The sequence below is a fragment of the Bifidobacterium apri genome (genome assembly GCF_009299485.1).
Taxonomy (GTDB): domain Bacteria; phylum Actinomycetota; class Actinomycetes; order Actinomycetales; family Bifidobacteriaceae; genus Bifidobacterium; species Bifidobacterium apri.
In genome coordinates this window covers 40,004-66,494 of record NZ_WBSO01000011.1, presented here as the reverse complement: position 1 = coordinate 66,494, position 26,491 = coordinate 40,004, and the positions used below count along the sequence as shown (strand labels likewise).

General features: G+C 59.4%; 18 protein-coding genes, 5 tRNA genes and 1 pseudogene. 6 read left to right on the top strand and 18 right to left on the bottom strand.

Going from position 1 to position 26,491, the window contains the following annotated elements:
* Positions 1-221: 221 nt before the first annotated feature.
* A pseudogene (locus DSM100238_RS09550) lies at positions 222-821 on the top strand (IS256 family transposase); the annotation flags it as partial.
* Positions 822-1,067: 246 nt separating this feature from the next.
* On the opposite strand, the gene DSM100238_RS06970 reads toward DSM100238_RS09550, so the two are convergent.
* From DSM100238_RS06970 to DSM100238_RS06955, 4 genes are all read right to left on the bottom strand, one after another.
* Positions 1,068-1,140, bottom strand: a tRNA-Val gene (locus DSM100238_RS06970).
* Between the two features lie 34 nt (positions 1,141-1,174).
* A tRNA-Val gene (locus DSM100238_RS06965) sits at positions 1,175-1,246 on the bottom strand.
* A 42-nt stretch (positions 1,247-1,288) separates the two neighbouring features.
* Positions 1,289-1,359: transfer RNA gene (locus DSM100238_RS06960), tRNA-Cys, on the bottom strand.
* 28 nt (positions 1,360-1,387) lie between these two features.
* Positions 1,388-1,460: transfer RNA gene (locus tag DSM100238_RS06955), tRNA-Gly, on the bottom strand.
* Between the two features lie 210 nt (positions 1,461-1,670).
* Between DSM100238_RS06955 and DSM100238_RS06950 the strand changes: the two genes are divergently transcribed.
* Both DSM100238_RS06950 and DSM100238_RS06945 read left to right on the top strand, forming a co-directional pair.
* The gene (locus DSM100238_RS06950; protein ID WP_152355956.1) at positions 1,671-2,501 is read left to right on the top strand and encodes a PAC2 family protein; all 831 of its coding nucleotides are present in this window, start codon (positions 1,671-1,673) and stop codon (positions 2,499-2,501) included.
* Positions 2,502-2,625: 124 nt separating this feature from the next.
* A tRNA-Gly gene (locus tag DSM100238_RS06945) sits at positions 2,626-2,701 on the top strand.
* Between the two features lie 41 nt (positions 2,702-2,742).
* Here the strand turns inward: DSM100238_RS06945 and DSM100238_RS06940 are convergent.
* Together DSM100238_RS06940 and uppP are read right to left on the bottom strand one after the other, a co-directional pair.
* Positions 2,743-3,294: a DNA-deoxyinosine glycosylase gene (locus DSM100238_RS06940; RefSeq protein WP_152355955.1), complete on the bottom strand. Its 552-nt coding sequence runs from the start codon at positions 3,292-3,294 to the stop codon at positions 2,743-2,745.
* A gap of 180 nt (positions 3,295-3,474) precedes the next feature.
* Positions 3,475-4,395 carry an undecaprenyl-diphosphatase UppP gene (gene uppP / locus DSM100238_RS06935; RefSeq protein ID WP_152355954.1) on the bottom strand — a complete coding sequence of 307 codons (921 nt, stop codon included), beginning with the start codon at positions 4,393-4,395 and terminating at the stop codon, positions 3,475-3,477.
* 187 nt (positions 4,396-4,582) lie between these two features.
* On the opposite strand from uppP, the gene DSM100238_RS06930 reads away from it, so the two are divergent.
* Positions 4,583-5,374, top strand: coding sequence for a fructosamine kinase family protein (locus DSM100238_RS06930; protein WP_152355953.1), 792 nt, complete (start codon positions 4,583-4,585; stop codon positions 5,372-5,374).
* Between the two features lie 168 nt (positions 5,375-5,542).
* On the opposite strand, the gene dnaJ is transcribed toward DSM100238_RS06930, so the two are convergent.
* Both dnaJ and hrcA read right to left on the bottom strand, forming a co-directional pair.
* A complete protein-coding gene (gene dnaJ / locus DSM100238_RS06925) occupies positions 5,543-6,688 on the bottom strand; it encodes a molecular chaperone DnaJ (protein ID WP_152355952.1) in 1,146 nt (381 codons plus the stop codon).
* A 50-nt stretch (positions 6,689-6,738) separates the two neighbouring features.
* A complete protein-coding gene (hrcA, locus tag DSM100238_RS06920; RefSeq protein ID WP_152355951.1) occupies positions 6,739-7,821 on the bottom strand; it encodes a heat-inducible transcriptional repressor HrcA in 1,083 nt (360 codons plus the stop codon).
* 378 nt (positions 7,822-8,199) lie between these two features.
* Here hrcA and tkt point away from each other — a divergent pair, with 378 nt between their 5' ends.
* Positions 8,200-10,299 carry a transketolase gene (gene tkt / locus DSM100238_RS06915; RefSeq protein WP_152355950.1) on the top strand — a complete coding sequence of 700 codons (2,100 nt, stop codon included), beginning with the start codon at positions 8,200-8,202 and terminating at the stop codon, positions 10,297-10,299.
* A gap of 117 nt (positions 10,300-10,416) precedes the next feature.
* The gene (gene tal / locus DSM100238_RS06910; RefSeq protein ID WP_152355949.1) at positions 10,417-11,520 is read left to right on the top strand and encodes a transaldolase; all 1,104 of its coding nucleotides are present in this window, start codon (positions 10,417-10,419) and stop codon (positions 11,518-11,520) included.
* A 587-nt stretch (positions 11,521-12,107) separates the two neighbouring features.
* Here the strand turns inward: tal and DSM100238_RS06905 are convergent.
* The 10 genes from DSM100238_RS06905 to uvrA form a co-directional block, all read right to left on the bottom strand.
* Positions 12,108-13,643: an aminotransferase class I/II-fold pyridoxal phosphate-dependent enzyme gene (locus tag DSM100238_RS06905; RefSeq protein ID WP_152355948.1), complete on the bottom strand. Its 1,536-nt coding sequence runs from the start codon at positions 13,641-13,643 to the stop codon at positions 12,108-12,110.
* Positions 13,644-13,771: 128 nt separating this feature from the next.
* Positions 13,772-14,662, bottom strand: coding sequence for an HAD family hydrolase (locus DSM100238_RS06900; RefSeq protein WP_152355947.1), 891 nt, complete (start codon positions 14,660-14,662; stop codon positions 13,772-13,774).
* A 210-nt stretch (positions 14,663-14,872) separates the two neighbouring features.
* Positions 14,873-15,124: a preprotein translocase subunit SecG gene (gene secG, locus DSM100238_RS06895; protein ID WP_015450598.1), complete on the bottom strand. Its 252-nt coding sequence runs from the start codon at positions 15,122-15,124 to the stop codon at positions 14,873-14,875.
* A 124-nt stretch (positions 15,125-15,248) separates the two neighbouring features.
* Positions 15,249-16,058, bottom strand: a complete 810-nt coding sequence (tpiA, locus tag DSM100238_RS06890) for a triose-phosphate isomerase (RefSeq protein WP_152355946.1) — start codon at positions 16,056-16,058, stop codon at positions 15,249-15,251.
* Between the two features lie 128 nt (positions 16,059-16,186).
* Positions 16,187-17,392 carry a phosphoglycerate kinase gene (locus DSM100238_RS06885; RefSeq protein ID WP_152355945.1) on the bottom strand — a complete coding sequence of 402 codons (1,206 nt, stop codon included), beginning with the start codon at positions 17,390-17,392 and terminating at the stop codon, positions 16,187-16,189.
* Positions 17,393-17,561: 169 nt separating this feature from the next.
* Entirely contained in the window at positions 17,562-18,584 is a 1,023-nt protein-coding gene (gene whiA, locus DSM100238_RS06880; RefSeq protein ID WP_152355944.1) for a DNA-binding protein WhiA, read from the bottom strand.
* Between the two features lie 152 nt (positions 18,585-18,736).
* Positions 18,737-19,669 carry an RNase adapter RapZ gene (gene rapZ, locus DSM100238_RS06875; protein ID WP_152355979.1) on the bottom strand — a complete coding sequence of 311 codons (933 nt, stop codon included), beginning with the start codon at positions 19,667-19,669 and terminating at the stop codon, positions 18,737-18,739.
* Position 19,670: 1 nt separating this feature from the next.
* On the bottom strand, positions 19,671-20,696 hold the full coding sequence (locus DSM100238_RS06870) for a shikimate dehydrogenase family protein (RefSeq protein ID WP_152355943.1): 1,026 nt from the start codon (positions 20,694-20,696) through the stop codon (positions 19,671-19,673).
* A gap of 88 nt (positions 20,697-20,784) precedes the next feature.
* On the bottom strand, positions 20,785-23,082 hold the full coding sequence (uvrC, locus tag DSM100238_RS06865; RefSeq protein WP_376831119.1) for an excinuclease ABC subunit UvrC: 2,298 nt from the start codon (positions 23,080-23,082) through the stop codon (positions 20,785-20,787).
* Positions 23,083-23,321: 239 nt separating this feature from the next.
* Positions 23,322-26,258, bottom strand: a complete 2,937-nt coding sequence (uvrA, locus tag DSM100238_RS06860; protein WP_152355978.1) for an excinuclease ABC subunit UvrA — start codon at positions 26,256-26,258, stop codon at positions 23,322-23,324.
* Positions 26,259-26,491 lie beyond the last annotated feature (233 nt).

The following is a 26,491-nucleotide window of genomic DNA, read 5'->3' as shown; positions in this document are numbered from 1 at the left end:
CAGCCAGCAGCCACAATGCAACCGCCGCGCCGCTACGCCGTGGCACCATTGCAGCACAGGGCACAGTGGCACAGCACCAAGCGCCACAGCGCACGGCATCACAACGCGCAGCATCACTGAACTCAACCGCACAGCGCACAACCCCACAGCGTCATGTGGTCGAGCCTCCGCTGTTCCCGTCGGATGCACCGAACACCGCCGACCAAGCAGAGCTGATCAACCGCGCCGCCCGACAGCTGCTCGACGCATCCAAGCGCCTCGAACAGGTCACCGAACGTTATGAGGACGCCGCGGCCTGGCTCAACCTGCTCAACGACTGGCACACCCGCTACGCGGACGTCATCATCCAACGCACCACTGCGCGGGACGACCCGTCCAACCCGAAGGCGACCCGGCAGGAATGGTGGTGGACCCACGGCGATGTCCGCCGCTGCTATAGGCGGCTGGAACGACTGTTCCGCGAGGGGCGGCTGTTCACGTTCTGCGACCCGGCGCTTCTCGGGAAAGGGCCCGTGGAGCGCAACACCAACAGGCTCGAGGACGGCGCCAACTCGCTGATCAAACGCACGCTTGCACGCCATCACGGCCTGACCGAGGAACACATGAGAAGGGCCGCCGAATGGGTCTGCTACATGAAAAGCGGATCCCCCGACCCGCACACGCTCATACCGGACACCGGAGGGGAACACGGAACGGATGCGCCGGCCGCGCAGGACGAACCCAAAACCGGGAGCAACTACGACAACGGCATCCAGTCATACAACAGGGACGACCCCGCCGTCGAGACTGGATTCCACATCCGCAAAGGACACGTCGGATAGCCAAAAACGAAGTCTAAAGCACCACGTTTTTCTTATACGCCCTTTTTCCTATACGTCTAAGGAAGGGCTGGGCGGGCAGAACCCGATGACACCACTACGACACGCCGGAATAAAACACACATTTTGTCATTTAACCCGCCCCACCACCGGACACACATGTTGGCAATAACCAAGAAATCCCCGGAAAGACGGGCGATTGCATGGAAAACAAAAAACGCCACGCTGTGCGTGACGTTCCTGATGATGTGGGTGATGCAGGAATCGAACCTGCGACCCCTTCCGTGTGAAGGAAGTGCGCTAGCCGCTGCGCCAATCACCCGATTGGTGAAGAAAGCCGGATTCCTCCGGACTCGTGGGCGATACAAGATTCGAACTTGTGACCCCTTCCGTGTCAGGGAAGTGCGCTACCTCTGCGCCAACCGCCCAGGTTGTGTCTTGGTTTGGAAGATTTTCACCTTCCTCGCCAGAGGTGGGTACGAGAGTCGAACTCGTCTATACGGCTTTGCAGGCCGCTGCCTAACCGCTTGGCTAACCCACCGTAAGGTCGTCAACTCATCGGACCTTAGAGCGGACAACGGGACTCGAACCCGCGCTCTCGACCTTGGCAAGGTCGCGCTTTACCAACTAAGCTATGTCCGCGTTTCAACCACATTGCTGCGTTTGAAGCAACGAGTAATTACTATAACGACATCCGTGTGATTTGCAAAATCGCACATCCCCTTCGGCGTGTCGTTTTTCATCTCCAGACGCGCTCACGCTCGGCGAAGCCGAATATTTCCAAGGGCTGAGAGGATTCACCGCCGGCATAAGAGCCGCCGAAAGCCACCTCGAACAGTTACATTAGAGGCTATGAGAGCAGAACCGATGCACGAGACATTCATGATCTCCGCCTTCGAGGGTTGGAATGACGCGAGCCAAGCCGCAAGCGAAGTCATCCATTATCTCATCGGCCACTATGAATCCAAGTTGGTTCATGAAATCAACTCGGACGGATATTACGATTACCAAGCCACCCGCCCTATGCTGTGCCATATCACCGGCCGGGCCCGAATCATCTGGCCGCATACCTCGTTCTACGAGATCGCCGTCTCCCCCGATCAGCGCATTCTCGTCCAAATCGCCCCTGAACCCAACTACCATTGGAAAGACTATTGCAGGGAAGTGCTGCACGTCGCCCAGGACTACGACGTCACCCACGTCGTCACACTTGGCTCCATGTACGCCGCATGCCCCCACACCAGGCCCCTGCCTGTAGACATATCGAACGCGACATGCGCATGCGAGCTCGACCGCGAATACAGCGGCCCTATCGGCATCACCACAGTGCTTGACCAGATGGCGTGTAACGACGGCATGAAGACGACATCGATGTGGGTGTCCATCCCCAAATACATGAATACCGACATGTGTGCGCAAGGCACGTTGGAACTGGTCCATGGATTGTCCACGGTCCTCGGCGTTGCGCTCGACACCACGGACTTGCAGTCGAAAGCAGACGCCTGGAAGATGAAGGCGACTGCCATAACCGCGTGCGACGACAGACTGTCCTCCTATATCACCCGGTTGGAGCATGAATACGACCTCGCCCAGAGAGCCCGCACCATCGCCTCTCTCGGCGCACCGCAGGCCGAGCAACTGGTCAAAGAGGCCGAAGCGTTCCTGAAGCGCATGGAACCATGATCCCCCGCGCCGCCGCAACGGCGTGTCACTTGACCGACACGCCGTTGATTTGTCGGCAAGCTGACATGACGTTATAGTGTTCAACGTTCCAAGTCGTTCCCTTGAGGGCGCGAAACGAGAACATGCGGACATAGCTTAGTTGGTAAAGCGCGACCTTGCCAAGGTCGAGAGCGCGGGTTCGAGTCCCGTTGTCCGCTCCATATCCCGGGTGTCAGACCCGGGTTTTTTATTTGCAGCACCATCACATATCAGACGCGCCATCACCGTCAGTGCCTTGCCCAAGCACTCCAGCCCGTACGAACGCATCCCGGTAGACCACTACCAGATCATCCAACGACTTGGCGGCATTCGCAGGACTTGTCGAAGCGAGCGTCATCATATCCACGTCGATCCCAAGTCGCCGCAGTCCAGGTTCGATAAGCTTCGCGTATAATTGCCCAGCCTTCACTCCGGTCGTAATCACCAAGCGTATCGGCGCGCCGCGCACAATCATGCTGATGTCATTCGGCACGGGATTTCGGATGCTGCCGTCACTGGCACCAGCAATATCACACGAGGCGAGCACATCCCACAATGCGACATGATGGTTCAGCGCGAACGCCGCCCGTTCGGAGGGCGCACGTCCAGGATCGCCTCCGAACACGGCCGCCATCATCGGCCAAAACCGGTTCCTCGGATGCATATAGTAAAATCCCAGCTCCCGCGATTTCGGACTCGGCATACTCCCCAGAACCAATACCTGAGAAGCGGCATCCCACACAGGACCGAAACCATGAATCACATGTTCCATCATGGAAGGGCATGATACCCAAAGGCGTGCTCATCACCAGGACGCGAGAGCATAGCCACCGCCATCGCACGATGCGCCGACGATCATGTCACGGATACACGTGAGGCGTCATGCGCACGAATCCGCGCATGACGCCTCACGCCGTCTATATCACGCTTGGGACAACCGCCCTGCAGGCAAAAGTCAGAACATCGCCGCCACGGTGTTGACCATCTCCAGCGCCGCCGTCTTAGTCGCCTGTTCCGTCGGCTGCAACGCGCCGGCGATAAGCAGAATCGCCACAAGAACAGCAATCACAATACGATAGATAGCGAATGCGCGGTACGAGAACGTCGAAACGAACTTCAGGAAGCCGATGATGACGATATAGCCGACCAAGAAGCTGACAATCGTCGCCGCGATGGTCGCACCCCAACCCGGGAAAGTCGGATCTGCCGCCGCCGATCCAACCGATTTCACGGTTTCCAGAGTGCCGGCGCCGAAGACCGCCGGAATTGCCATCAGGAAGCTCACACGTACCGCCGCTTCGCGGGTATACCCCATCGCACGGCCGAAGGTGATGGTGCCGCCAGAACGCGACACGCCCGGAATCAACGCGAGCATCTGTCCGATACCGAAAATCAGCGCTTCCTTCACGTTCATCTCACGAATCGTTTTCTTCTGCGGCGCCTTCGCGTCAATCACCCACAACAGGATGCCGAAGAGAATCAACACCGTCACCGTAATCCACAGGTTGCGCAGCGTGGTTTCGATCGCATCCTGGAACAGCACGCCGGCAACGACGATCGGAATGGTTCCGATGATGATGTACCACCCTTCGGCGGCATCCCTGTCCCGCGTCCCGAACCGTTCCTTCCAATCCCCCGTAACCGGACGAGTGAACAGGCAACGGAACCAGTGCGACAGTATGCGCGCGATATCACGGCGGAAATACAACAGCACAGCAAGCTCAGTGCCGAGCTGGATGATGGCGGTGAACGCCGCACCCGGATCGGTATGGAGCATCAGCTCGCCGATGATACGGATATGTGCACTCGACGATACCGGAAGATATTCGGTAAGCGCCTGCACCAAGCCGAGAATTATCGCTTGGAAGAAATTCATGATCCCTCTTATCGTGTCGTATCGTTCGTCTATCTGCTCGTCAGGTTGCTTACAGCATTACAGCAGATGACGTGACCACTTTATCCGGTCACCCGCATAAATGCGCAACACGGTTCTGCTTTGTCGCAAAGAGCACACACAACGCGAAAGGCATACACTGGAACCAACCGATCAGGAGGTTGTTCATATGGCGAAATACCGCAAAAGCAGGATGTTCGCTCCGGCAGGATTCTTCGAGTGCGAAGGCCGCGGGCTGCAATGGCTGGGCCAAGCGCATGCCCAAGGCGGGCCGCGCGTGGTCGATGTGTATGGGTGGAGTGACAACTGGCTTGATATCGAGCGTGTGGAGGGCTGCTCACCCACGCCGAAAGCCGCTTACGATTTCGGCGCGGCGCTCGCGCATATGCATGATGCCGGTGCCGAGCATTTCGGGTCGGCGCCCGAAGGATACACGGGAACATGCTATTTTGGCCCGTTGCAGGATCCTGTTCCCATGGATACCGGCACTTGGGATGATCCGGTGAGTTATCTGGCCGACGGCAGGCTGAGGCCGATGGTGCAACTCGGCATCCAGCGTGGCGAGCTCACCGATGACGATCTGGCATTGACCGACGAGGTCATCGAGCGTCTGCCCGATTTACTGGGACGCGCCGCGGATGACACCCCGGCTCGTGTGCATGGCGATCTGTGGAGCGGCAATGTCATGTGGACCCGCGACAGCGGCGACGTGGAAGCTGTGCTGATCGACCCCGCCGCCCATGGCGGGCACCGCGAAGAGGATTTGGCGATGCTGAACCTGTTCGGCATGTCGTATTTGCACGAGATTCTTGACGGATATCAGCGAGTGCACCCGTTGAAGGCAGGCTGGCAGGATCGCATCACCATCTGGCAGCTCTACCCTATCGCCGGTCATTGCGTGTTCTTTGGCGGCGGTTATGTCAGTGAGTACCGCTCGATGTGCCATTCGTTGTTGAAATAGCATCGGTTGCGGACGACTTTGCACCCGCCTGCAACATATATTGCCCGTCTGCGTGTCGATGAGGCGTCTGTGGAAACGCTCTGCCGACAGCAGACGGGCATATTGGTATTCATCGGTATCGAGAGGTCCGTTCGACTGTTCAGATCCGCCCGGACCGTCGCGGCGATATCAGGCCAAAGCGTCTTTCAGCTTGCTGAAGAAGCCTTTCTTACCGCTCAACGGCTTGCAGCTTTGTTCGACTTTTGGCTTGTCACCGTCATGGCGCTCACCGAATTGTTCAATCAGTCTGCGTTCGTCGTCCTTCAGCTTGGTCGGGATGACCACATTGACGTGGATGATCAGGTCTCCGCGGTTGCTTTCACCGAGCTTGGTGGCGCCAAGCCCTTTGAGGGTCACCGTCTGCTCAGGCTGGCATCCTTCCGGGATGTCGAGATGCTGTGAACCGTCGAAGGTGTCGATGTCGAGCCCGTGGCCGAGCACCGCCCAGCTCATCGGAATCTGCACCCAGCAGTGCAGGTCGTCGCCGTCACGGGTGAATTGCTTGTCCGGCTTGATGCGGATATCGACATACAAATCGCCTGCCGCGCCGCCGCCTTCGCCGACTTCCCCCTGATGCGGCAACCGCAATCTGGTGTCGTCATGGACGCCTGCTGGGACCGTCACGCCCACCTCGCGAGTGGTACGAACGCGACCGTGCCCCATGCATGTCGGGCAAGGGTGTTCGATGATTGTGCCGTGCCCTTCGCAACGTTCGCATGGGGCGGATGTCATCATCTGGCCGAGCATGGTGCGCACGACTTTCTGCCGGTATCCCTGGCCATGGCAGTCGGGGCATGTCACAGGCTGGGAGCCTTCGGTGGCTCCTGAGCCGCCGCACTCCTGGCACAGGCCGAAGGTGTTGATCTTCACGTGGGCGACACCGCCGAAGACCGCGGTTTTCAGGTCGATGGACGTTCTGGCGAGCGCATCCCTGCCCGGTTGGGTGCGTGGGGTCGGCCCCTGGCCGGCTCCTGATCCGAAGGCGCTGCCGAAGAATTGTCCGAAGATGTCGCCGACATCGCCCATGTCAAAACCTGCTGCGCCTGATCCGAAACCGCTGGATGGGTCGTTCGGATCGACCCCTTGGTCGTACATTCTTCGCTTATCCGGGTTGGACAGCACTTCGTAGGCGTTGTTGACTTCCTTGAATTTGTCTTCGAATTCCGGGCCGGCGATATCGGGGTGGTATTTGCGGCTCATCTTGCGATAGGCTTTTTTGATTTCCTCTTCGCTGGCCGTGCGTTCCACGCCCAGGACTTCGTAGTAGTCTGCCACTGCTTATTTCCTTTGGTTGGTTTCTGCAAGTATTGTGTCACAGGCCTATGTCAGCTGTCTGCGCCGGTGGTGTCTTCGCCGATGATGCCGGTGAGGTATCTGGCGACCGCCCTGACCGCGGCCATAGTGGTGACATAGTCCATGTGTGTCGGGCCGATTGAACCGACGAATGCGACCGGCTTGCCGCCTTGTGCGGTTGTCGAACCGTCGGACGCCGTCGTGTTGGTATGCCCGTATCCGCTGGTGACGACGGAGGCGTGCATGAGTTCCGGCGTGTGTGTTTCCGAGCCGATGGCGACGCCTACTCCGGTTTCTGTCACTTCTTCGCTCAGCGAATTCATGAGTCTCATGATGACGACTTGTTCTTCGAGTGCGTCGAGGAGCGGAGCCATTTCCGTGCCGGAATGCTGATGGGCGAGTTTCGATGTACCGGCCATGTACATGTCTGTGGCTTGTTCGTCTTCCGCCATACTTGCCAGTGTGCTGGAGAGCGCTTCGGCCAGTGTGGACAGTTCGCCGTGCTCGACCGTCGTTCCGACAGTGATGATGGTTTTCGCGGCCAAAGGCAGGGATTGTCCGCTGCAGCGCGCATTGATTGTTTCCGAGAAGGATGTGAGCAGATCGGTGGACGGCAGCGGCCGCACTTCCAGGGTGTGTTGGGCGACTCTTCCGGTATCGGTGATGATGACTGCGAGCAGCTTGTTCATGGATACGGGGACGATTTCGATGTGCCGCAGGGTTGATTTGGACAACGCCGGGGATGCGACGACCGCCACCTGTCCGGTGATGCGGGCGAGCAGCCTGGCGGCACGTTGCAAGGTGTCTTCGAGGCTGACAGATCCGCCGAGGAAATTGCCGATCGCCCTGCGCTGTGCGGGCGACAACGGCACGACCGTCGCCAAGCGGTCGACGAAGTACCGGTATCCCTTTTCGGTGGGCACTCGCCCGGCTGAGGTGTGGGGCTGGATCAGGTAGCCTTCATCTTCCAACGCGGCCATATCGTTGCGAACGGTCGCCGAGCTGACACCGAGATGGTGGTTCCGTGTCAGCGATGTTGAGCCGACTGGTTCCTGTGAACGGATGTAATCCTCCACCACGGCGCGCAGAACCAGCATGCGGCGTGATTGCGTCATATGCGCGCCTCCTTGTTTGTGTTCGGTCTTGCTCTATGTATCCCCGCGCAAGAATCCTGTCCGTCTTGTCCGTGCGTCGCAGGTCGTGCCTGGCGTGCACAGGGGGCAAGAACGGCTGAATCTCGTATGCGCGGTCGATATGTATTGTCTTAGCACTCTCACGGCTTGAGTGCTAATCGGTTCATCGACAGGGAAATCCGCACACCCGGCATGTTCGTTTGCATGATTAAGAGCACATGAATGTGTCATAACACGCCAAAAACGAACCCTGAAGTCTGATGCAATAGATAGCATGGTAGGGCAATGTGAGGGCGTCCGTGGCGCGGCACAAGCCGAATGCGCGGCCACCCGAAGTATTGGAAGGAAAGTAGATCACCTATGACCGATTTCACCTGGTCTGAATTGGACGAGCGCGCCGTCAAGATGGCGAAGGTCCTCTCCGCCGACGCCGTCGAGCGTGCTGGACACGGCCACCCCGGCTCCCCAGTGTCCCTGGCTCCGATTGCCTACACGCTGTATCAGCACTACATCAAGCACGATCCGAACGATCCCAAGTGGGCCGGACGTGATCGCTTCATCCTCTCCGGTGGCCATGCTTCGCTCACGCAATACGTGCAGCTGTTCTTCTCCGGCTATGGCCTGACGCTGGACGACCTCAAGTACTTCCGCGGCGGCGCCGACACCCGCACCCCGGGCCATCCGGAATACGGCCTGACCCCGGGCATCGAAATGACCACCGGCCCGCTCGGCCAGGGTCTCGCCTCCGCTGTCGGTTTCGCATACGGCCAGCGCTTCGAGCGCGGTCTGCTCGACCCGGAAGCCGCTGAAGGCACCTCCCCGTTCGACCACAAGGTGTGGGTCATCTGCGGCGAAGGCGATGTCGAAGAGGGCGTTTCCTCCGAGGCCGGCTCGCTCGCGGGCAACCAGAAGCTCGGCAACCTCTTCGTGATCTTCGATGCAAACCACATCCAGATCGAGGGCGACACCAAGCTCACCTTCTCCGAGGACATCCTCAAGCGTTACGAAGCTTACGGCTGGTACACCGACGAAGTGTCCTTCATCCAGCCTGACGGCTCCTACAAGGAGGACGTCGAGGCGCTCGCCGCTGCCATCGACAAGGCGGAAGCGGTCACCGACCGTCCGCACTTCATCAAGGTTGATACGCTCATCGCATGGCCGACCCCGGGCAAGACCAACAACGAGGCGTCCCACGGCTCCAAGCTCGGCGCCGAAGCCGTTGCCGGCCTGAAGAAGGAACTCGGCTTCGACCCGGATGTCGACTTCCCGATCGACGAGGAAGCCCTCGCCCATGCCCGCAAGGTCGCCGAGCGCGGTCTCGAAGCCCACAAGGAATGGGACGAGAAGTTCGCCGCCTGGCAGAAGGCCAACCCGGACAAGGCCGCCCTGTACGAGCGCATCAAGGCACACAAGCTGCCTGAAGGCTTCGACGAGGCCATCGACAAGTTCGAGGCCGCTCAGGAAGTCGGCAAGGGCGTCGCAACCCGTAAGTCCTCCGGCCAGGTCCTCAACGCCATCGCTGAGGTCATGCCTGAGCTGTGGGGCGGTTCCGCCGATCTCGGTGGCTCCAACAACACCAACATCAACGGCGCCAAGTCCTTCGGCCCGTCCTCCGACGAGACCCGCACGTGGCCTGAGCAGTCCGAGTACGGCCGCCAGCTGCACTTCGGCGTGCGCGAGTTCGCCATGGGCGCCATCACGAACGGCATCCTGCTGGGCTCCGACACCCGTCCGTTCAACGGCACCTTCTTCCAGTTCTCCGATTACGAGCGTCCGGCAGTGCGTCTGGCCGCCCTCATGGAGATCCCGAACCTGTACGTGTGGACCCACGATTCCGTCGCCCTCGGCGAGGATGGCCCGACCCACCAGCCGATCGAGCATCTGGCCGCCTTCCGCGCCATGCCGCAGCTCGAGGTTGTGCGTCCTGCCGATGCATACGAGACCGCTGAAGCCTACCGTTACTTCTTCGAGAAGAAGAACACCCTCCCGACCGCGATGATCCTCACCCGTCAGGGTGTGCCGACGCTCGCCGAGACCAAGGCCAAGGCCAAGGACGGTGTCCGCAAGGGCGCTTACGTGCTGGTCGACACCGAAGGTACCCCGGATGTGATCGTCATGGCTTCCGGTTCCGAGGTGCAGTGGGCCGTGGCCGCCGCCAAGACCCTCGCCGCCGAAGGCATCAAGGCCCGCGTCGTGTCCTTCCCGTCCATGGAATGGTTCGAGGAGCAGGACGACGAGTACAAGGAGGAGATCCTCCCGGCCGGCGTCAAGGCGCGTGTCTCCATCGAAGCCGGCGTTGCCATGCCGTGGTACAAGTACCTCGGTGCTTACGGCAAGGCCATTTCCATCGAGCAGTTCGGCCTGCAGGGTGACGGCGCTCAGAACATGATCGATCTGGGCATCACCGCCGAGCACGTCGTGGAGGCAGCCAAGGCTTCCATCGCCGAAGTGAACGCCTGATTCGTTCATTTCAACCGCGGAAGGGTACCTTGGCATTCGCGTAAGGGAAACTTCAAGGTACCCTTCCGTATAGAATAAATGTGTTCCCATCAAGGAATATCAAGGAGTAACACAACAATGACTGAAGCAACTCAGCGCACCAGCGACAACGGTGTTTCCATCTGGCTGGACGACCTGTCCCGCACCCGCATCGAGTCCGGCTCCCTGCAGGACCTCATCAAGAACAAGAACGTCGTTGGCGTGACCACCAACCCGTCCATCTTCCAGAAGGCCCTGTCCCAGGTCGGCCCGTACGATGCACAGCTCAAGGAGCTCGGCAAGGTCGACGTTGAGACCGCCATCCGCGAACTGACCACCACCGACGTCCGCAACGCGACCGATATCTTCCGCGATATCGCCGAGGCTACGGACTTCGTTGACGGCCGCGTCTCCATCGAAGTGGATCCGCGTCTCGCCCATGAGACCGAAGCCACCGAGAAGCAGGCTGTGGAACTGTGGGAGAAGGTCAACCGCCCGAACGCCATGATCAAGATCCCGGCGACGCTCGAAGGCCTTCCGGCAATCACCGCTACGCTCGCCAAGGGCATCTCCGTCAACGTGACGCTGATCTTCTCCATCGAGCGCTACGAGCAGGTCATCGACGCCTTCATCGAAGGCATCGCCCAGGCTGACGCCAACGGCCACGATCTCAAGCACATCGGCTCCGTCGCATCCTTCTTCGTGTCCCGCGTGGACACCGCTGTCGACAAGCTGCTCGAAGCCAACGGCTCCGATGAAGCCAAGACCCTCGAAGGCAAGGCTGCTGTCGCCAACGCTCGCCTCGCCTACAAGCTCTTCGAAGAGAAGTTCGCGAACGATCCTCGCTGGGCCGCTCTCGAGGCCAAGGGCGCCAAGAAGCAGCGTCCGCTGTGGGCTTCCACCGGTACCAAGAACGCCGCGTACTCCGATTGCAAGTATGTCGACGAGCTCGTCGCCCCGCACGTGGTGAACACCATGCCGGAGAAGACGCTGAACGCTCTCGCCGACCACGGCAACGGCGCTCCGTCCATCAAGGGCACCTATGAGGAGAGCCAGGCCATCATGGACAAGCTCGCTGAGCTCGGCATCAACATCAAGGATGTCACCGACCAGCTCGAGGCTGACGGCGTCGCCAAGTTCATCGCATCTTGGGATTCCGTGATCGCCGACGTGCAGTCTGGCATCGACCGCGTCAACGGCTGAGACCATGAATCCGCGCTGATCTGATCAGCCGGAATCTTTGATGTGCCCCATCTTCCATATCGGAAGGTGGGGCACATTCATATGTGGCGACATGCAGTAATCATGCGATGCGATTGGGGCAGGCAGCCATACTGATTGATCACCACCATCACCATATGTTTCTGCCGACGCTGAGACGTCTCTCAGCGTCGGCAAAAGCAGAAAGAAGCGGCGTATACAGGTCGAGCTAGGGCGGGAACCATCCGCCACTGCACAAACCAGCTACGAATACCACGACGTCAGCGTCACCAGTTTGTACTGTTACACAAACCAGCTACGGAATCCACGACATCAGCGTCACCAGTTTGTAGTACTACACATATTGGCGACGATAAGGGCCGTCTTAGCGTCACCAGTTTGTCCCCATCACAAACCGGTGACGGAAAAGGCACTCTCAGCGTAGACAGTTTGTGGAACATCGCTAACGGGCTACGCATCACGCACGCCAAACGGCACCGGCCATGGCGATGGTGGCGCGTGCACGCCGCCATCGCCATGGCCGTGTGGGTTTCCGTCACCGGGCAAACCGCGGTTTCGCTTTCGCCCGATTATTGATAATACGTGGACAGGAAATCACGCAGCTTGGTGCTGGCGTCCTTGAGCACTTCGATTCTCGGCAGGTAGACCACACGGAAATGATCCGGCTGATGCCAATTGAATCCACTGCCTTGAACAATCAGCAGCTTCTGCTCACGCAGCAAATCGAGGGCGAACTTCTCGTCATCCTTGATACCGAAACGTTTGACATCCAGCTTCGGGAAGATGTAGAACGCCGCCTTCGGCTTGACAGCCGACACGCCTGGAATCGAGTTCAACGCTTCATAGATGTATTCACGCTGCTCATAGATTCTGCCACCGGGAACGATGTAGTCGTTGACGCTTTGATGGCCGCCGAGCGCGGTCTGGATGATCGACTGCGCCGGGACATTCGAGCAGATGCGCATGTTCGTGAGCATGTTCAATCCCTCGATATAGTCCTTCGCAATCTCCTTGTTGCCGCTGAGCACCATCCATCCGACACGGTACCCGGCGATCATATGGGATTTCGACAAGCCGGAGAATGTGACGCAGAACAGATCAGGTGCCATCGACGCGATGGAGACATGCTTGAGACCGTCCATGACCAGACGGTCGTAAATCTCGTCGGAGAAAATCATCAGCTGGTGTTCCCTGGCGAGATCCACGATCTGCTGAAGCACTTCCGGCGGGTACAACGCGCCGGTCGGGTTGTTCGGGTTGATGATGACGATCGCCTTGGTGCGATCGGTGATTTTCTTCCGCATATCCTCGATATCGGGATACCATTCCGACTGCTCATCACATATGTAATGCACAGCCGTTCCGCCAGCGAGTGTGACGCAGGCGGTCCACAACGGGTAATCGGGAGAAGGCACCAAGACTTCATCGCCGTTGTCAAGCAACGCCGACATACTCAGATTGATCAGTTCGCTGACACCGTTGCCGGTGTAAATCCCATCGATAGTCACATTGGGGATGTTCTTGATCTGCGCGTACTGCATGATCGCCTTGCGAGCGGAGAACAAGCCCTTGGAATCGGAATAGCCTTCGCAATCGGTCAGCTGCTGCGCCATATCGTACACGACTTCATCAGGAGTGCGGAAGCCGAACGGTGCCGGGTTGCCGATATTGAGTTTCAACACATGGGTTCCGGAAGCTTCCATCCGTGCCGCCTCGTCAACGACCGGCCCCCTGACATCGTAGAGCACATTATCAAGCTTTGAAGACTTGCCGAAATGCCGCATGGTGGTTCCTTTCGTTGATGCAGCGCTATTGTCATGGTGCTCCGGCTGGGTACCGGACTGAGATGATGCAGGTGTGGATGGCTCGATGCGGGTCATGTCGTCGCTGTTCCCGATCAGCCATGAGGCGCTTACGCCGAGCATATCCGCCAATGCGTGGACGGTTTCGTCCCGCGGAATGGTCTTCCCGCTCACGTATTGGCTGACGTGGCTTTTGCCGAGATGCACGCCGAATTCGGGGGCGCGCCTGACGATATCGATCTGCTTGAGGTGACGCTGGTTCATCGCTTGGGTGAGCCGCTGCGCGAACAATCCTTCTGCCATACCACTCCAAAGTTCAACGTATGTTCAATCTGAAGCGATACTATACCACATCCAAGAGAATAATGAACCGTGTATTCAAGAATTGAACTTTCATGCCATGCGGAGTTCAATTCCATAGTGGTCTTGCATCAGGCCACGGTCTTGTTCAAACCCCAGTGTCCTTCAATCCACTGGGCGACACCATCATCATTGTTCGACGGGCAGATGTCATCAGCGATGGCCAACACGTCGGGATTGGCGTTCGATACCGCCACACCGGTGCCAGAACGTCGCATCATGGCGATATCGATAAGATCATCGCCGAACGCCACGGTCTGAGACAGCGGGATGTGCATCGACGTACAGATCGTTTCCAGCGACCGTTCCTTATTCGCCAGAGGATTCATCAGCATCCACATCGATCCTTCGGAGATGCTCACCGAGAAATCATCCGGGACAAGACCACCCAGCACCGACCATTGATGGGGGTCGGGGAAGATGATGATCTTGTCGGCGACACCATCCGGCACATCCGTAAAATCCGTGATGACAAAAGTCTGCGTTTTCCAATACACGCTGACATCGAAATTCGTGTATCGGACGTCATCCATGACGATGCCGATCTTCAATCCCGGCAGCTCATGGACAAGATATCTGCACACTTCGCATGCGCGACGGGATGAGAACCCGATTTTCAGCAGATGCCCGTCATCGGGGAGCACGCCGCTGGTGAGCATGTCGACATCGGACGCCGACGGATTGGTATCGATCAGCGCGCCGTTGAGATAAATGCATGCGTCGACGGGCAGCTTGTCGATGACATCGTACCCCGTGCTCACCGGTCGGGCCGTCGCCACAGCGAACCGCACGCCTGCGTCGTGCATACGCCACACCGTGTCGATGGAATGTCTGGTCAGATACCGTTCTTCGAATGTCGGCGCATCATGCATCAAGGTTCCGTCAAGGTCGGCGACAACCAAGCGAAGAGAACGATCAAGGCGCTCGCGCTCCCCTGATGGTGTTGGTGATAGTTGAGTCATGTGTCCCCCTTCGCTCGCACACCTACCGCTGATTGATGCGACATCTGGCTGTATTGAGCTGCCGGCCCTAGCTGGTCCTGCCTGGCTAGATGGACCGGCGGAAACGAAATCCGCCCTGTCTCCATCTGGGAAGCAGGGCGGTTTCATAACGATGCTGTATCTCAATCAACCGGCACGGTGCAGTGCAACGATACCGGAAATTGAAGCGATTCAGCCACCGATGTTGAACTTCGTGAACAGGTCAAGGGTGATGATCAAAGCGACCCAAAGCACCGCGATGATAACCGTCCAACGATTAAGGTTCTTCTCGGCGACACCGGAAGAGCCTGCATTCTGAGTGAGACCGCCGCCGAACATGTCGGAAAGGCCGCCGCCCTTGCCCTTGTGCATAAGAATGAGCAGCGTCAACAGGAAGCTGAGTACAACGACCAGAATCTGGATAACCAGCTTGAGAACAGCCAAACCTGACACGAGTTGAACCTCCATTGTGTGTAACTTGTCTAAGCATAGCGCAACCGCGGGATTTTCACATCCTATGCCGACCGACCTCGACACCAGCGGCACGCCGCACGCGCAAACGCAAGCGTCACCTATTGCGGGCAGCGGCACCGGATTTTGCGACAAGGCGTACGATTTTTGCGAGCTCCTCGGCATGCAGGGACGCCCCTCCGACCAGGAACCCGTCGACATCGGGCTCGGTAATCAGCTGCGACGCGTTCTTCGACGTCACCGACCCGCCGTACAGAATACGAAGCGTCGCCGCGGTCTCAGCACCGAAGGTCTCACGGATGTCGTCGCGAATGGCTTTGGCGGCATCCTGGGCCGACTGCGGGGTCGCCACCATACCGGTGCCGATCGCCCACACCGGTTCGTAGGCGATCAACAACTTGGCGGCCTCGTCTACCGAAAGGTCGCGGGTCACGTCCCTGACTTGGCCGACGGCGAAATCAAGCTCAATCCCCTGTTTGCGCTCCTCATAGCTTTCGCCCACGCATAAAATGGGTTGCATACCCGCAGCGAGCACGGCACGAACCTGGTCGACGATATTCGCATCGTCTTCCGGGTGGTATTTGCGACGCTCCGAATGCCCGACAATCACATACGTGCATCCCAAGGCCGCCAACATGTCAGCGGAGACATCTCCGGTGAACGCGCCTTGTGATGTCACGGATACGGATTGCGCACCATACTTGATCGGCAGGTCATCTGCCTCGACCAGCACTTGCACGCTCCGGATTGATGTGAATGAAGGCATCAACGCGACTTCACATTGCCGCGGATCGACATGCGCGTCCCGCAGCAACCACGCGAATTTCTGGACGAAATAGGTCGCCTCGAGATGATTGAAGTTCATTTTCCAGTTTCCCGCGACCAGCGGAATCCGATTCGCTGCCATACCATCTCCATCCATGTTGACGACCACAATGCCATTGCCCGGGCCGGCGCTCAATGAGCACCGGGAAACACGTGTGCGGGCACGCCCGTCCCGACATGCCCGCACACGAATCCGCCCGTATAGGCGATTTACTCGAGCACCTTCAGGCCCGGAAGCTCCTTGCCCTCGAGGAATTCGAGGGAAGCGCCGCCACCGGTGGAGATGTGGGAGAAACCGTCCTCAGGGAAGCCGAGGTTACGCACGGCGGATGCGGAATCACCGCCGCCGACGATGGTGAACGCACCGGCCTTCGTCGCGTCGACCAGACCCTGGGCGACGGCGCGAGTGCCTTCCGCGAACGCAGCGACCTCGAAAACGCCCATCGGGCCATTCCATACCACCGTCTTGGAATCGACGATCTTGTCATGGAACAGCTTCTGGGATTCCGGACCGATGTCCAGACCCATCTTGTCGGCAGGAATCGCGTCAGCCTTCACCACTTCCGGAGCGACCGGGGTGTCACCAGCCGGGAAGCCGGCATTCACGACGATATCGGTCGGAAGCACAAGCTCGACACCGGTCTTTTCGGCGGTCTCGATGTAGCCCTTGACGGTTTCCAGCTGATCTTCCTCGAGCAGCGAGGTACCGACCTCATAGCCCTTCGCCTTGAGGAAGGTGAAGACCATGCCGCCGCCGATGACCAGACGGTTCGCCTTGCCGAGCAGGTTCTCGATGACTCCGAGCTTGTCGGAAACCTTGGAACCGCCGAGCACGACCGTCAGCGGGCGCTCCGGGTTCTCAGTAGCGCGGGACAGCGCCTTGACTTCCTTCTCCACCAGCAGGCCTGCAGCGGACGGCAGGAACTTGGCGATGGAGTAATTGGAGCCCTGGGCACGATGCACCACGCCGAAACCGTCGGACACGAACACATCGCCCAAATCGGCGATCTTCTGAGCATACGCGTCGCGCTCGGCTTCGTCCTTGCTGGTCTCCTCAGGATTGAAACGCACGTTCTGCAGCAGCACGACGTCACCGTCGTTCATCGCCGCGACCTTGGCATGCGCATCCTCACCATACGTGTCCTCAGCCAGCGGGACATCGACACCCAGCAGCTCGCCGAGGCGCTTGGCGACCGGTGCGAGAGACAGTTCAGGAACAACCTTGCCCTTCGGACGACCAAGATGCGCCATGAGAATGACCTTGGCGCCGTCGGCGCGCAAAGCCTTGATGGTCGGCAGGGCGGCACGAATACGGCCGTCATCGGTGATCGTAGTGCCGTCCAGCGGAACGTTGAAATCCGCGCGGACGAGAACGCGCTTGCCCTTGAGATCTCCAAGATCCTTCAGTGTCTTCATGAATATCCTTTCCTAACCGCATGCCACACAGGCCATACGGGAAGATGGTGACGTGGCTACGCCAATTGCGATAATACAGGCAACGAAGAACAAAAGGCGCCATCCTTCGCGTGCAGCGAGAAGGATGGCGCCAGAAAACAGACTACCCGCCTGAATCGCGTGCTGAGGGTTACAATCCCTGTTGCCGCGCGGTCTCGGCTTTCTCCGCTTTCTGCAGCAGCCTACGGATGCGTCCGGCGATGGCGTCCTTGCTGATAGGTGGATCGGCGAGACGTCCGAGCTCTTCCAAGCTGGCGTCACGATGCTCAAGACGCAATTGCCCCGCTGCACGCAGCTTCGGCGGAATGTCGTCGCCGAGGATTTCGAAGGCCTTGCGTACCTTTTCCGTCGCTTCGGCAGCGGCTTTTGCGCTTCTGCGCATGTTGGCGTCATCGAAATTCGCCAGACGGTTCGTCTTGCTGCGTGGTTCGCCATCAGTGCGTTTGCCGGTCCATTCCCTCGCGGACTGGGGCGCTCCGATGAGATTGAGCAGACGCTCGATGGCATCCGGATCACGCAAAGTCACGCGCTCAGAGCTGCGCACCTGACGGGTTTTCGCGCTGATGCCCAGACGGTGGGCGGCGCCTTGCAAGGCCAATGCCGCCTCATGGGTCGGGCATATGACCTCAAGATAGCCTGCCGTGCCAATATCCGAAATGCGCCCATGCGCCATGAACGCGCCACGCCAAGCGGCCTTGATCTGCGGGATTTTCCCGTTCACGATCTCCGGAGGCAAACCGCGGACCACGCGATGGATGCGCGGGTTGTACAATCCAAGCCATACTGCCAGTCCCATGGCACCGTGGTCGACAACGACGTTATACCGCTGAATGATCTGACCTTGCGGCGTCTGGCGTCGAACGGACTTGATGACCGCGTCGAATTTCGGCTGTTTGGCGCCGTTCTGCTCGTGCTGCGGCTGCCTCTTCACGATCTCCTGAGCCTGGTGCTGGAACTGGTTGACGATGGCATTGCGCAGCCATTTTGCGGCTTCCAGCGAATCGAACTGCGCGAACAACACGACCTGTCTGCTGCTGGTCTGACGCAGGCCGCCGCCAAATTGGAACATGGCGGCCGCCTGTGCCACCATTGCAGCGGGCAGGTCATCGTTAATCGTGGCGAGTTCGCTATTGACATCATCGAGAAGAGCCAAGAGCCAACCTCCTACTTCCTGTTTCTCTTCACTGCCTCTGCAACATGCCGGCATAATCCGGCAAGGTGGCAACGTGTAACTGTGATATCCAATATCTTGGACAAGATTACGCCAAGCCGTGTAAATTCAGCCTCTGGCTTTTCGGCATACGGTCAGGCCTGATGCAGATGACGATGCAGTTCACGAGCCGAAACCGTCACCGACAATCCTTGCGCGCGCAGGCGCTGGGCAAGCGCATTGCTCATCGCGACCGAACGATGTTGCCCGCCCGTGCAACCGATCGCGATGGTGACATAATGCTTGTCCTCCCTGGCGTACCCTTCAATCGCGATACTGATCGCACGCTGATAGGCGTCAAGGAACTCCTTGGCCCCGTCACTGGACAGCACGTAATCGCTCACCGGCTTGTCCAGACCAGTGAGCTCCCGCAACGACGGCACCCAGTACGGATTGGGCAGGAATCGCACATCGGCCACGAAATCGGCGTCGATCGGAATCCCGTACTTGAAGCCGAAACTGAAGATATGAACGGATACCGTGGTCGGCCCGGAGCCGAGCAGTGCCTCGTACAGCTTGGTCGACAGCTGATGGATGCTCAACGTCGACGTGTCGATCACCATATCCGCGTGCTCTTTGAGATTGGCGAGCAGCGAACGTTCCTCGAGAATGCCGTCAATCAGCCTGTTGCCATGCTGAAGCGGATGCGGACGGCGGACGGATTCGTAGCGCTTGATCAGCACTTCGTTGTTCGCGTCAAGGAACAGGATACGGGTTTTGACGCCAAGATCGTCAAGATGGCTGAGCACCTCGGACAGGTCGTCGAAGTAACTGCGGGAACGAACGTCCACCACGGCGGCAAGCTTGTGGACCTTCGAGCCGGAGGATGTCATCATATCAACCAGCGGGATCAGGAGTTTGGGCGGCATGTTGTCCACGACATACCATCCCATGTCCTCGAGCGCATCGGCTGCATGGGTTCGACCGGCGCCGCTCATGCCCGTGATCAGCAGTACTTCAAAGGAATCGGCGGGGTCCGGCCGATCGGCACCCCCCGTGGCGGCGGTCGCAGGACCGTGTTCGCTCATTTCAGCCATTCAGTGCCTCCAATAACGCTTCTCTCATTGCATCTTCCAGCGTGGCATCGACTTCTTGCGCACCAGCCGGCAGGCCACCGCTCCAGTGGTCCGCTCCCCTGCCGGTCATCAGACATACCTGGCCGATCGCCTGATACAGCAGCATGTCCTCGCCGCCGATCGACAGGCCCCCCGCACGCGACCATGCACGGTTCAATGCGCTCGGACGCGGATCGTAGGCGACATCGAGCAAGGTGCCGTGCACAGGGACGCCCGCTTCATCCAAGGCGTTCGCGACGGGATCCGCCGCCCTTGACGGAAGCGTGGAAATCACGATATCGCGATCCGCAATCGTTTCAAGGACGTGGTCGAGTGTGATGATATTGACGTCGATGTCGATCCCCGACAGCCGACCGTCGTGCTGATGCCTGGCGAGCGCGACGATATCCCCGTTGCGCTCGGGGTGGCGTGCGGCGACGGTCACATCCCGGACCATCGCCCCGCCCGGAACAGACAGCTGGGATAATGCCGCGATCGCAGACATCGCGGTGTTCCCGTTCCCGATGACCAGTGCGTGCAGGCCGCGTTCATGGCTCTGGCGCTTTCCGGCTGCGATCCACGCGTGCCGGATTGCCAGATCGATGCCGTCGACATCCGTGTTGTACAGGTGCATCATGGGAAGACCCTGTTGACGCGCCGGCCCCGGTACGCCCGGCTGGTTCCAGTCGAAGACGACGGTATTGGCGACGGCAAGCCTGCGCGCCCACATGTTTGAAGGAATCCCATAGGGTTGGATCGTGCGTTTCAACGGCATGGTCAGGCTCAGACCGCGCCAACTGGGATCAAGACCGGACAGGAACGCTCCGAGGTGCTCCTCATCGACCTCATACCGATGGTATGACCATGTGTCCGCGAGACCAAGCGAACGGTATGCCGCCTGATGCAGGATCGGTGACAGCGAATGCCTGATCGGCTTGCCAAGCACCGCGCACTGGTTCTGCGTGATCGGCGCCCCCGCGGAATCCTCGATGTCCATCATGCGTGTGCCCTGCTCTTTCCTGTCATGTCAGCATGTTCTTCTCTACATTCGAGCGGTGATACGCCCGGCATAGCCCATGGTAGCCGAATCACTCGTCGTTCGTGTGGAGCGCCTCATACACGGCCTGGGCTTTGGCATGGCCGATGCCCTTGACTTGTTCGAGCTGTTCCACGCTCGCCTGTCGCATGGCGCGGACCGATCCGAAGGCGTTGAGCAGACGCTTCTGATAGGACGGCCCGATGCCCGGAATGTCGTCGAGCGCGGACCGCAACGCCCCTTTTCTGCGTGTCTGGCGATGATAGGTGATGGCGAATCGGTGCGATTCATCACGCACCCGTTGCAATAGGTACATGCCTTCGGACTGACGCGGGAGGATGATGGGATAGTCGTCATCCGGAATCCACACCTCTTCGAGGCGCTTCGCCAAACCGCATACCGCCACGTCGTCCACGCCGCAGTCGCGCAGCGCTTTCGCCGCCGCCATGACCTGCGGTTTGCCGCCGTCGACGACGACCAGATTGGGCTTGTATGCGAAATGACGCCGTTGGGTGTTCTGCTGGATGACATCGTCCGAGCCGGTGTCCCTGGCTGATTGCGGAGCCTTCGACACGTCAGCCGCAGATGCGGGGCCGGCCGGTTCGCCGCCGGTGCCCTGCGGCGTGCCGTCAGAGCCGGGCGCGTCATGGGGCGTATGTCGTTCCGCCTGCCGGATCCTGCGCTCGTTGTCCATGCTGTCACCGGAGTCGCCGGCGATATTGCCATGGCGGAACCGCCTGGTCAAGGTCTCGTACAACGCACTTAAGTCATCGAGTGCGCCTTTGCCGTCATCACCCCGGATGGCGAAACGACGGTATTCGGATTTCTTGGCGATGGCGTCCTCGAACACCACCATCGACGCCACCTGATAGGCGCCTCCGATGGTGTTGGAGATGTCGTAGCATTCGATGCGCAGCGGGGCTTGGGGCAATCCGAGTGCGTCCGCGACGTCGTTCATGGCTTCGGTCCGTGCGCCGATATCGCTGATCCTGCTCATCTTGCTGCGCTGCAGCGCTTGGGCTGCGTTGTCGTTGGCGCGTTCCATCAAAGTCCGTTTTTCACCGCGTCCGGGAACTCGTATCGTGACCAGCGCGCCACGTTCGCCGCTGAGCCATGATTCAAGCTCCGCGCGTCTTGCGGGTTCGATCGGCATGAGGATTTCACGGGGAACCGGGGCGATCGGAGCGAGCAGGTCGGCGCGTCCGGTTTGTTCCAACCGTTCGTGACGGGTTCTCGTCGCCTGGGCACGGGTGAGGCTGTCCGCGGCGGTCACGCTCTGGGTTGCACCTATGGCGTCCCTGCGCTCGAGGACATGGATCGATTGGACACCGTCGCCGTCACGGTGACCTTGGACATCACCATGTTCGTGGAGCAGATCCGCGTACACTTGCACGATGAGGTCGGCCATCAATTCGTCGTCCCCAATGTCCTCGACGCGCTCAACGGTCCAGTTGCGCTCACCGCGGATGGATCCGTCCCGCACGAAGAACACGTGGACCGATGCCTCAAGCTCATCCGAAGACATGCCGAAGACGTCGGCGTCCACGTCTTGGTCGAGGACGACCGAATTCTGCTGCATCACGGTCTGCAGCATCGCGATTTCGTCCCGCAGTCTCGCCGCACGTTCGAAATCAAGGTCATCGCTTGCCGCCTTCATCTCACGGTTGAGCTGGGTGATGTACGATTTGCCTACCCTGCCTGTCAGTACGCCGACCAAGCGCTCGCATTGGTGTCGATGGTCGGCCTCGCTGATACGTCCGACACACGGCGCGGAACATTTGCCGATGGATGCGAGCAGGCACGGCCTGCCGGTGAGACGCGCCTTGTTGAACACCCCATCTGAACACGTGCGCACCGGGAAGGTCTTCAAGAGGCGATCCAGACTGTGACGAAGGTCCCAGACTTTTGCGTATGGCCCGAAATATCTGGTGTCGCGCCGTTTCCTGCTGCGCGTCACCCACACGCGTGGAACGCTTTCCCCGACAGAAACGGCCAGATACGGGTAGGTTTTGTCATCGCGGAACACAACATTGAACCGGGGATCGAATTCCTTGATCCATGTGTATTCAAGGGTCAGCGCCTCGAGTTCAGTGCCGACCACGGTCCATTCCAGGCTTCGAGCGGTCAGCACCATGGTCTGGGTGCGTGGGTGCAACTGGTCGAGCGGCTGGAAATAGTTCGTCAGACGGTTACGCAGATTCTTCGCCTTGCCGACGTAGATGACTCGCCCTTCGCCGTCACGCCACTTATACACGCCCGGTTCCGCTGGGATATCACTGGTTTTCGGCCGGAACAAATCACGTGAATCGCCCAGCAGCGGAGCGCCGTTCACGTTCACGCCGCGCGACATACCGGTGGCGCCGCCCGTTGCATCGTCTGTCGCCGTAGAAGTATGCGCCAGCCCGGCTTGCTGGGCGAGAATCCCCTTGGCTGTGGCACGCCAACGATCAGGGCTGTGGCGTTCGATGATACCCATCTGTTCGTCGGTTCCTTTCCACGGTTGCCAGTCATTCCCGCGCGTATTAGGCGCGTTTGCAGCGTTCCCAGTGCTATTTTCCCAATGCTGTTTCCCCGGTACTTCCGGCGCTATCAGAGCATGTCCTTGAGGAACCGCCCGGTCCAGCTGTTTGTGTTCTTCGCGACCTGTTCGGGGGTGCCCTGCGCGACGACGGTGCCGCCGCCGTCACCGCCTTCCGGCCCCAGATCGATGATCCAGTCTGCGCATTTGATGACATCGAGATTGTGTTCGATCACGATCACCGTATTGCCTTTGTCGACAAGACCCTGCAGCACGAGCAGCAGCTTGCGGACATCTTCAAAATGAAGTCCGGTGGTCGGTTCATCGAGAATGTACACGGTCTTGCCTGTGGATCGCCGTTGCAGTTCCGTCGCCAGTTTGACGCGCTGTGATTCTCCGCCTGACAGGGTGGTGGCTGGCTGCCCGAGACGGATGTACCCCAAGCCGACCTGGGTGAGGGTGTCCAGATACCGGGAAATGGACGGGTAGGCTTTGAAGAACCGTGCCGCCTCCTCGATAGGCATGTCGAGAACGTCGGCCACCGATTTGCCGTTGTACTTGACTTCGAGCGTCTCACGGTTGTACCGCTTGCCGTGACATTCTTCGCACTGGACATAGACATCCGGCAGGAAGTTCATTTCGATTTTCAACGTGCCGTCGCCATGACAGGCTTCGCAACGGCCGCCCTTGACATTGAAGGAGAACCGTCCCGGACCGTAGCCTCTCACCTGGGCTTCGGGGGTCTTGGCGAACAGCGCGCGGATCTTGTCCCATACCCCGGTGTACGTGGCAGGGTTGGATCGCGGGGTTCTGCCGATGGGGTTCTGATCGACGTGAATGACTTTGTCGCACTGTTCGATGCCTTCGATCCTGGTATGTTTGCCCGGGACCATGCGTGCGCCGTTGAGCTTGTCGGCGAGCACCGGATACAGGATCGTGTTCACCAGCGTGGATTTGCCTGAACCGGATACACCGGTCACGCAGGTCATGACTCCGAGTGGGAAGTTCACGTTGATGTTCTTGAGATTGTTCTCCCTGGCGCCAACAACGGTGAGCCGCCGATCCGCATGGGTACGGCGACGGCGTTTCGGCACTTCAATCGCGCGGCGCCCGGCGATGTAATCCCCGGTGATGGAACGCGGCGCGTCGACGATATGCGCGGCCGGACCGGAATAGACGACCTCACCACCGTGTTCGCCGGCGCCCGGGCCGATATCGACCAGCCAATCCGCGGTTTCGATCGTCTCCTGGTCATGCTCTACGACGATCAGGGTGTTGCCCAAGTCGCGCAAATGGTGCAGGGTGTCGATCAGCCGCTTGTTGTCCCGCTGATGCAACCCGATGGAAGGCTCGTCCAACACGTACATGACGCCGACGAGTCCCGATCCGATCTGCGTGGCGAGTCGGATGCGCTGCGCCTCGCCGCCGGACAGGGTTTTCGCCGCACGGGACAGGCTCAGATAGCTCAGTCCGACATCGTTGAGGAACGCGAGACGCGCCGTGATTTCCTTGACCACTTCACCGGCAATCTCGGCGGCCGAACCTTCCAGATGCAGGTTCTTGATCCACGCGAGACTGCGTTCCGCCGGCATGTCGCACACATCGGCGATGGATTGTCCGTCCACCGTGACGGCGAGCACTTCCGGACGCAGACGTTTGCCGCCGCACGCCTGGCAGGGCACCTCACGCATATAGGACTCGTAGTATTGCTTCATCTGATCGGAATCCGTCTCGTCATGGCGACGCATCAGCGTGCGCACAACCCCCTCGAATCCTGTCGAGTATTCGCGCAGCCGCCCCCAGCGGTTCCGGTACGAGACCTTGACCTTGAAATCATGGCCATACATGATGGCGTGCCGGATGTCTTCGGGGAGATCCTTCCAAGGCGTGTCAAGGTCGAATCCCATGTCTTCGCCCAGACCTTCCAACACGTGCCTGTAGTAGTCACCCGTGCCTTTGGTCATTCCCCACGGTTCGATGGCGCCTTCATTGAGGGTTTTCGACGGGTCCGGAATCACCAATTCGGGGTCGATCTCCAAGTTGTACCCGATGCCGGTGCAGGCGGGACATGCACCGTACGGCGCATTGAAGGAGAAGGTGCGCGGCTCGATTTCGTCAAGCTCGAGCTGATGACCGTTCGGGCATGCCCGCTTTTCCGAGAACGGACGCCGACGGTCGGGATCATTGTCGTCAAGATCCACGAAATCGGCGACGACCAGGCCCTTGGACAGCTTCAACGCCGTTTCGATGGAATCGGTGAGCCGTTGCCGGATGCCGTCTTTGATGACCAGACGGTCGACCACCACCTCAATGGTGTGTTTCTTCTGTTTGGCCAGTTTGATGTCATCGGACAGTTGACGCATCTCGCCGTCGATCAGAGCGCGCGCGTACCCGTCGGAACGCAGGAGCTCAAGCAGATCCACGAATTCGCCTTTGCGCCCACGCACTACGGGGGCGAGGATCTGGAAACGGGTACGTTCGGGCATGGCGAGCAAGGCGTCAACCATCTGCTGCGGGGTCTGCGCGCTGACAGGTTCGCCGCATACCGGGCAATGGGGCTGGCCGGTGCGTGCGAAGAGCAGCCGCAGATAATCGTAGATCTCGGTAATGGTTCCTACGGTCGACCTGGGGTTGCGGTTCGTGGTTTTCTGGTCAATGGACACCGCCGGGCTCAGTCCTTCGATGAAATCGACGTTCGGCTTGTCCATCCTTCCCAAGAATTGACGGGCGTATGCACTCAAGGATTCGACATACCGGCGTTGCCCCTCGGCGAACAGAGTGTCGAACGCCAGAGACGATTTGCCTGATCCGGACAGCCCGGTGAAAACCACCATGCGGTTGCGAGGGATGGACAGATCAACGTTCTTGAGGTTGTGTTCGCGAGCGCCCTGGATGGTGATTTTCAGGTCGTTGGGGATGCGGCTGATATCGGCGACGAGGGAACCGTCGTGTTCCCGCAGCGGCGCTTTGGCGAGCTCCTTGTGCAGGAATGAATCGCTGTTGAGGATATGCTCGGTCGCGGTGGGGCGGTGCTGGTGTTGCGCCTGTTGTGCTGTGCTCACGTCTTGCCTCCGATAGGTGTGGTACTGGGTTCTAGGATACAGCCAAGCACGACGAAAATCGAACATATGTTCGATGATGTGTCGTATCGTCGGAGCGCGTTGCGCGTGTCGCGCCACGGTACGATCGGCACGTCGGCTCCTCATGGGTAAGATATGCCGTTGGACTTTGACCCGACGAT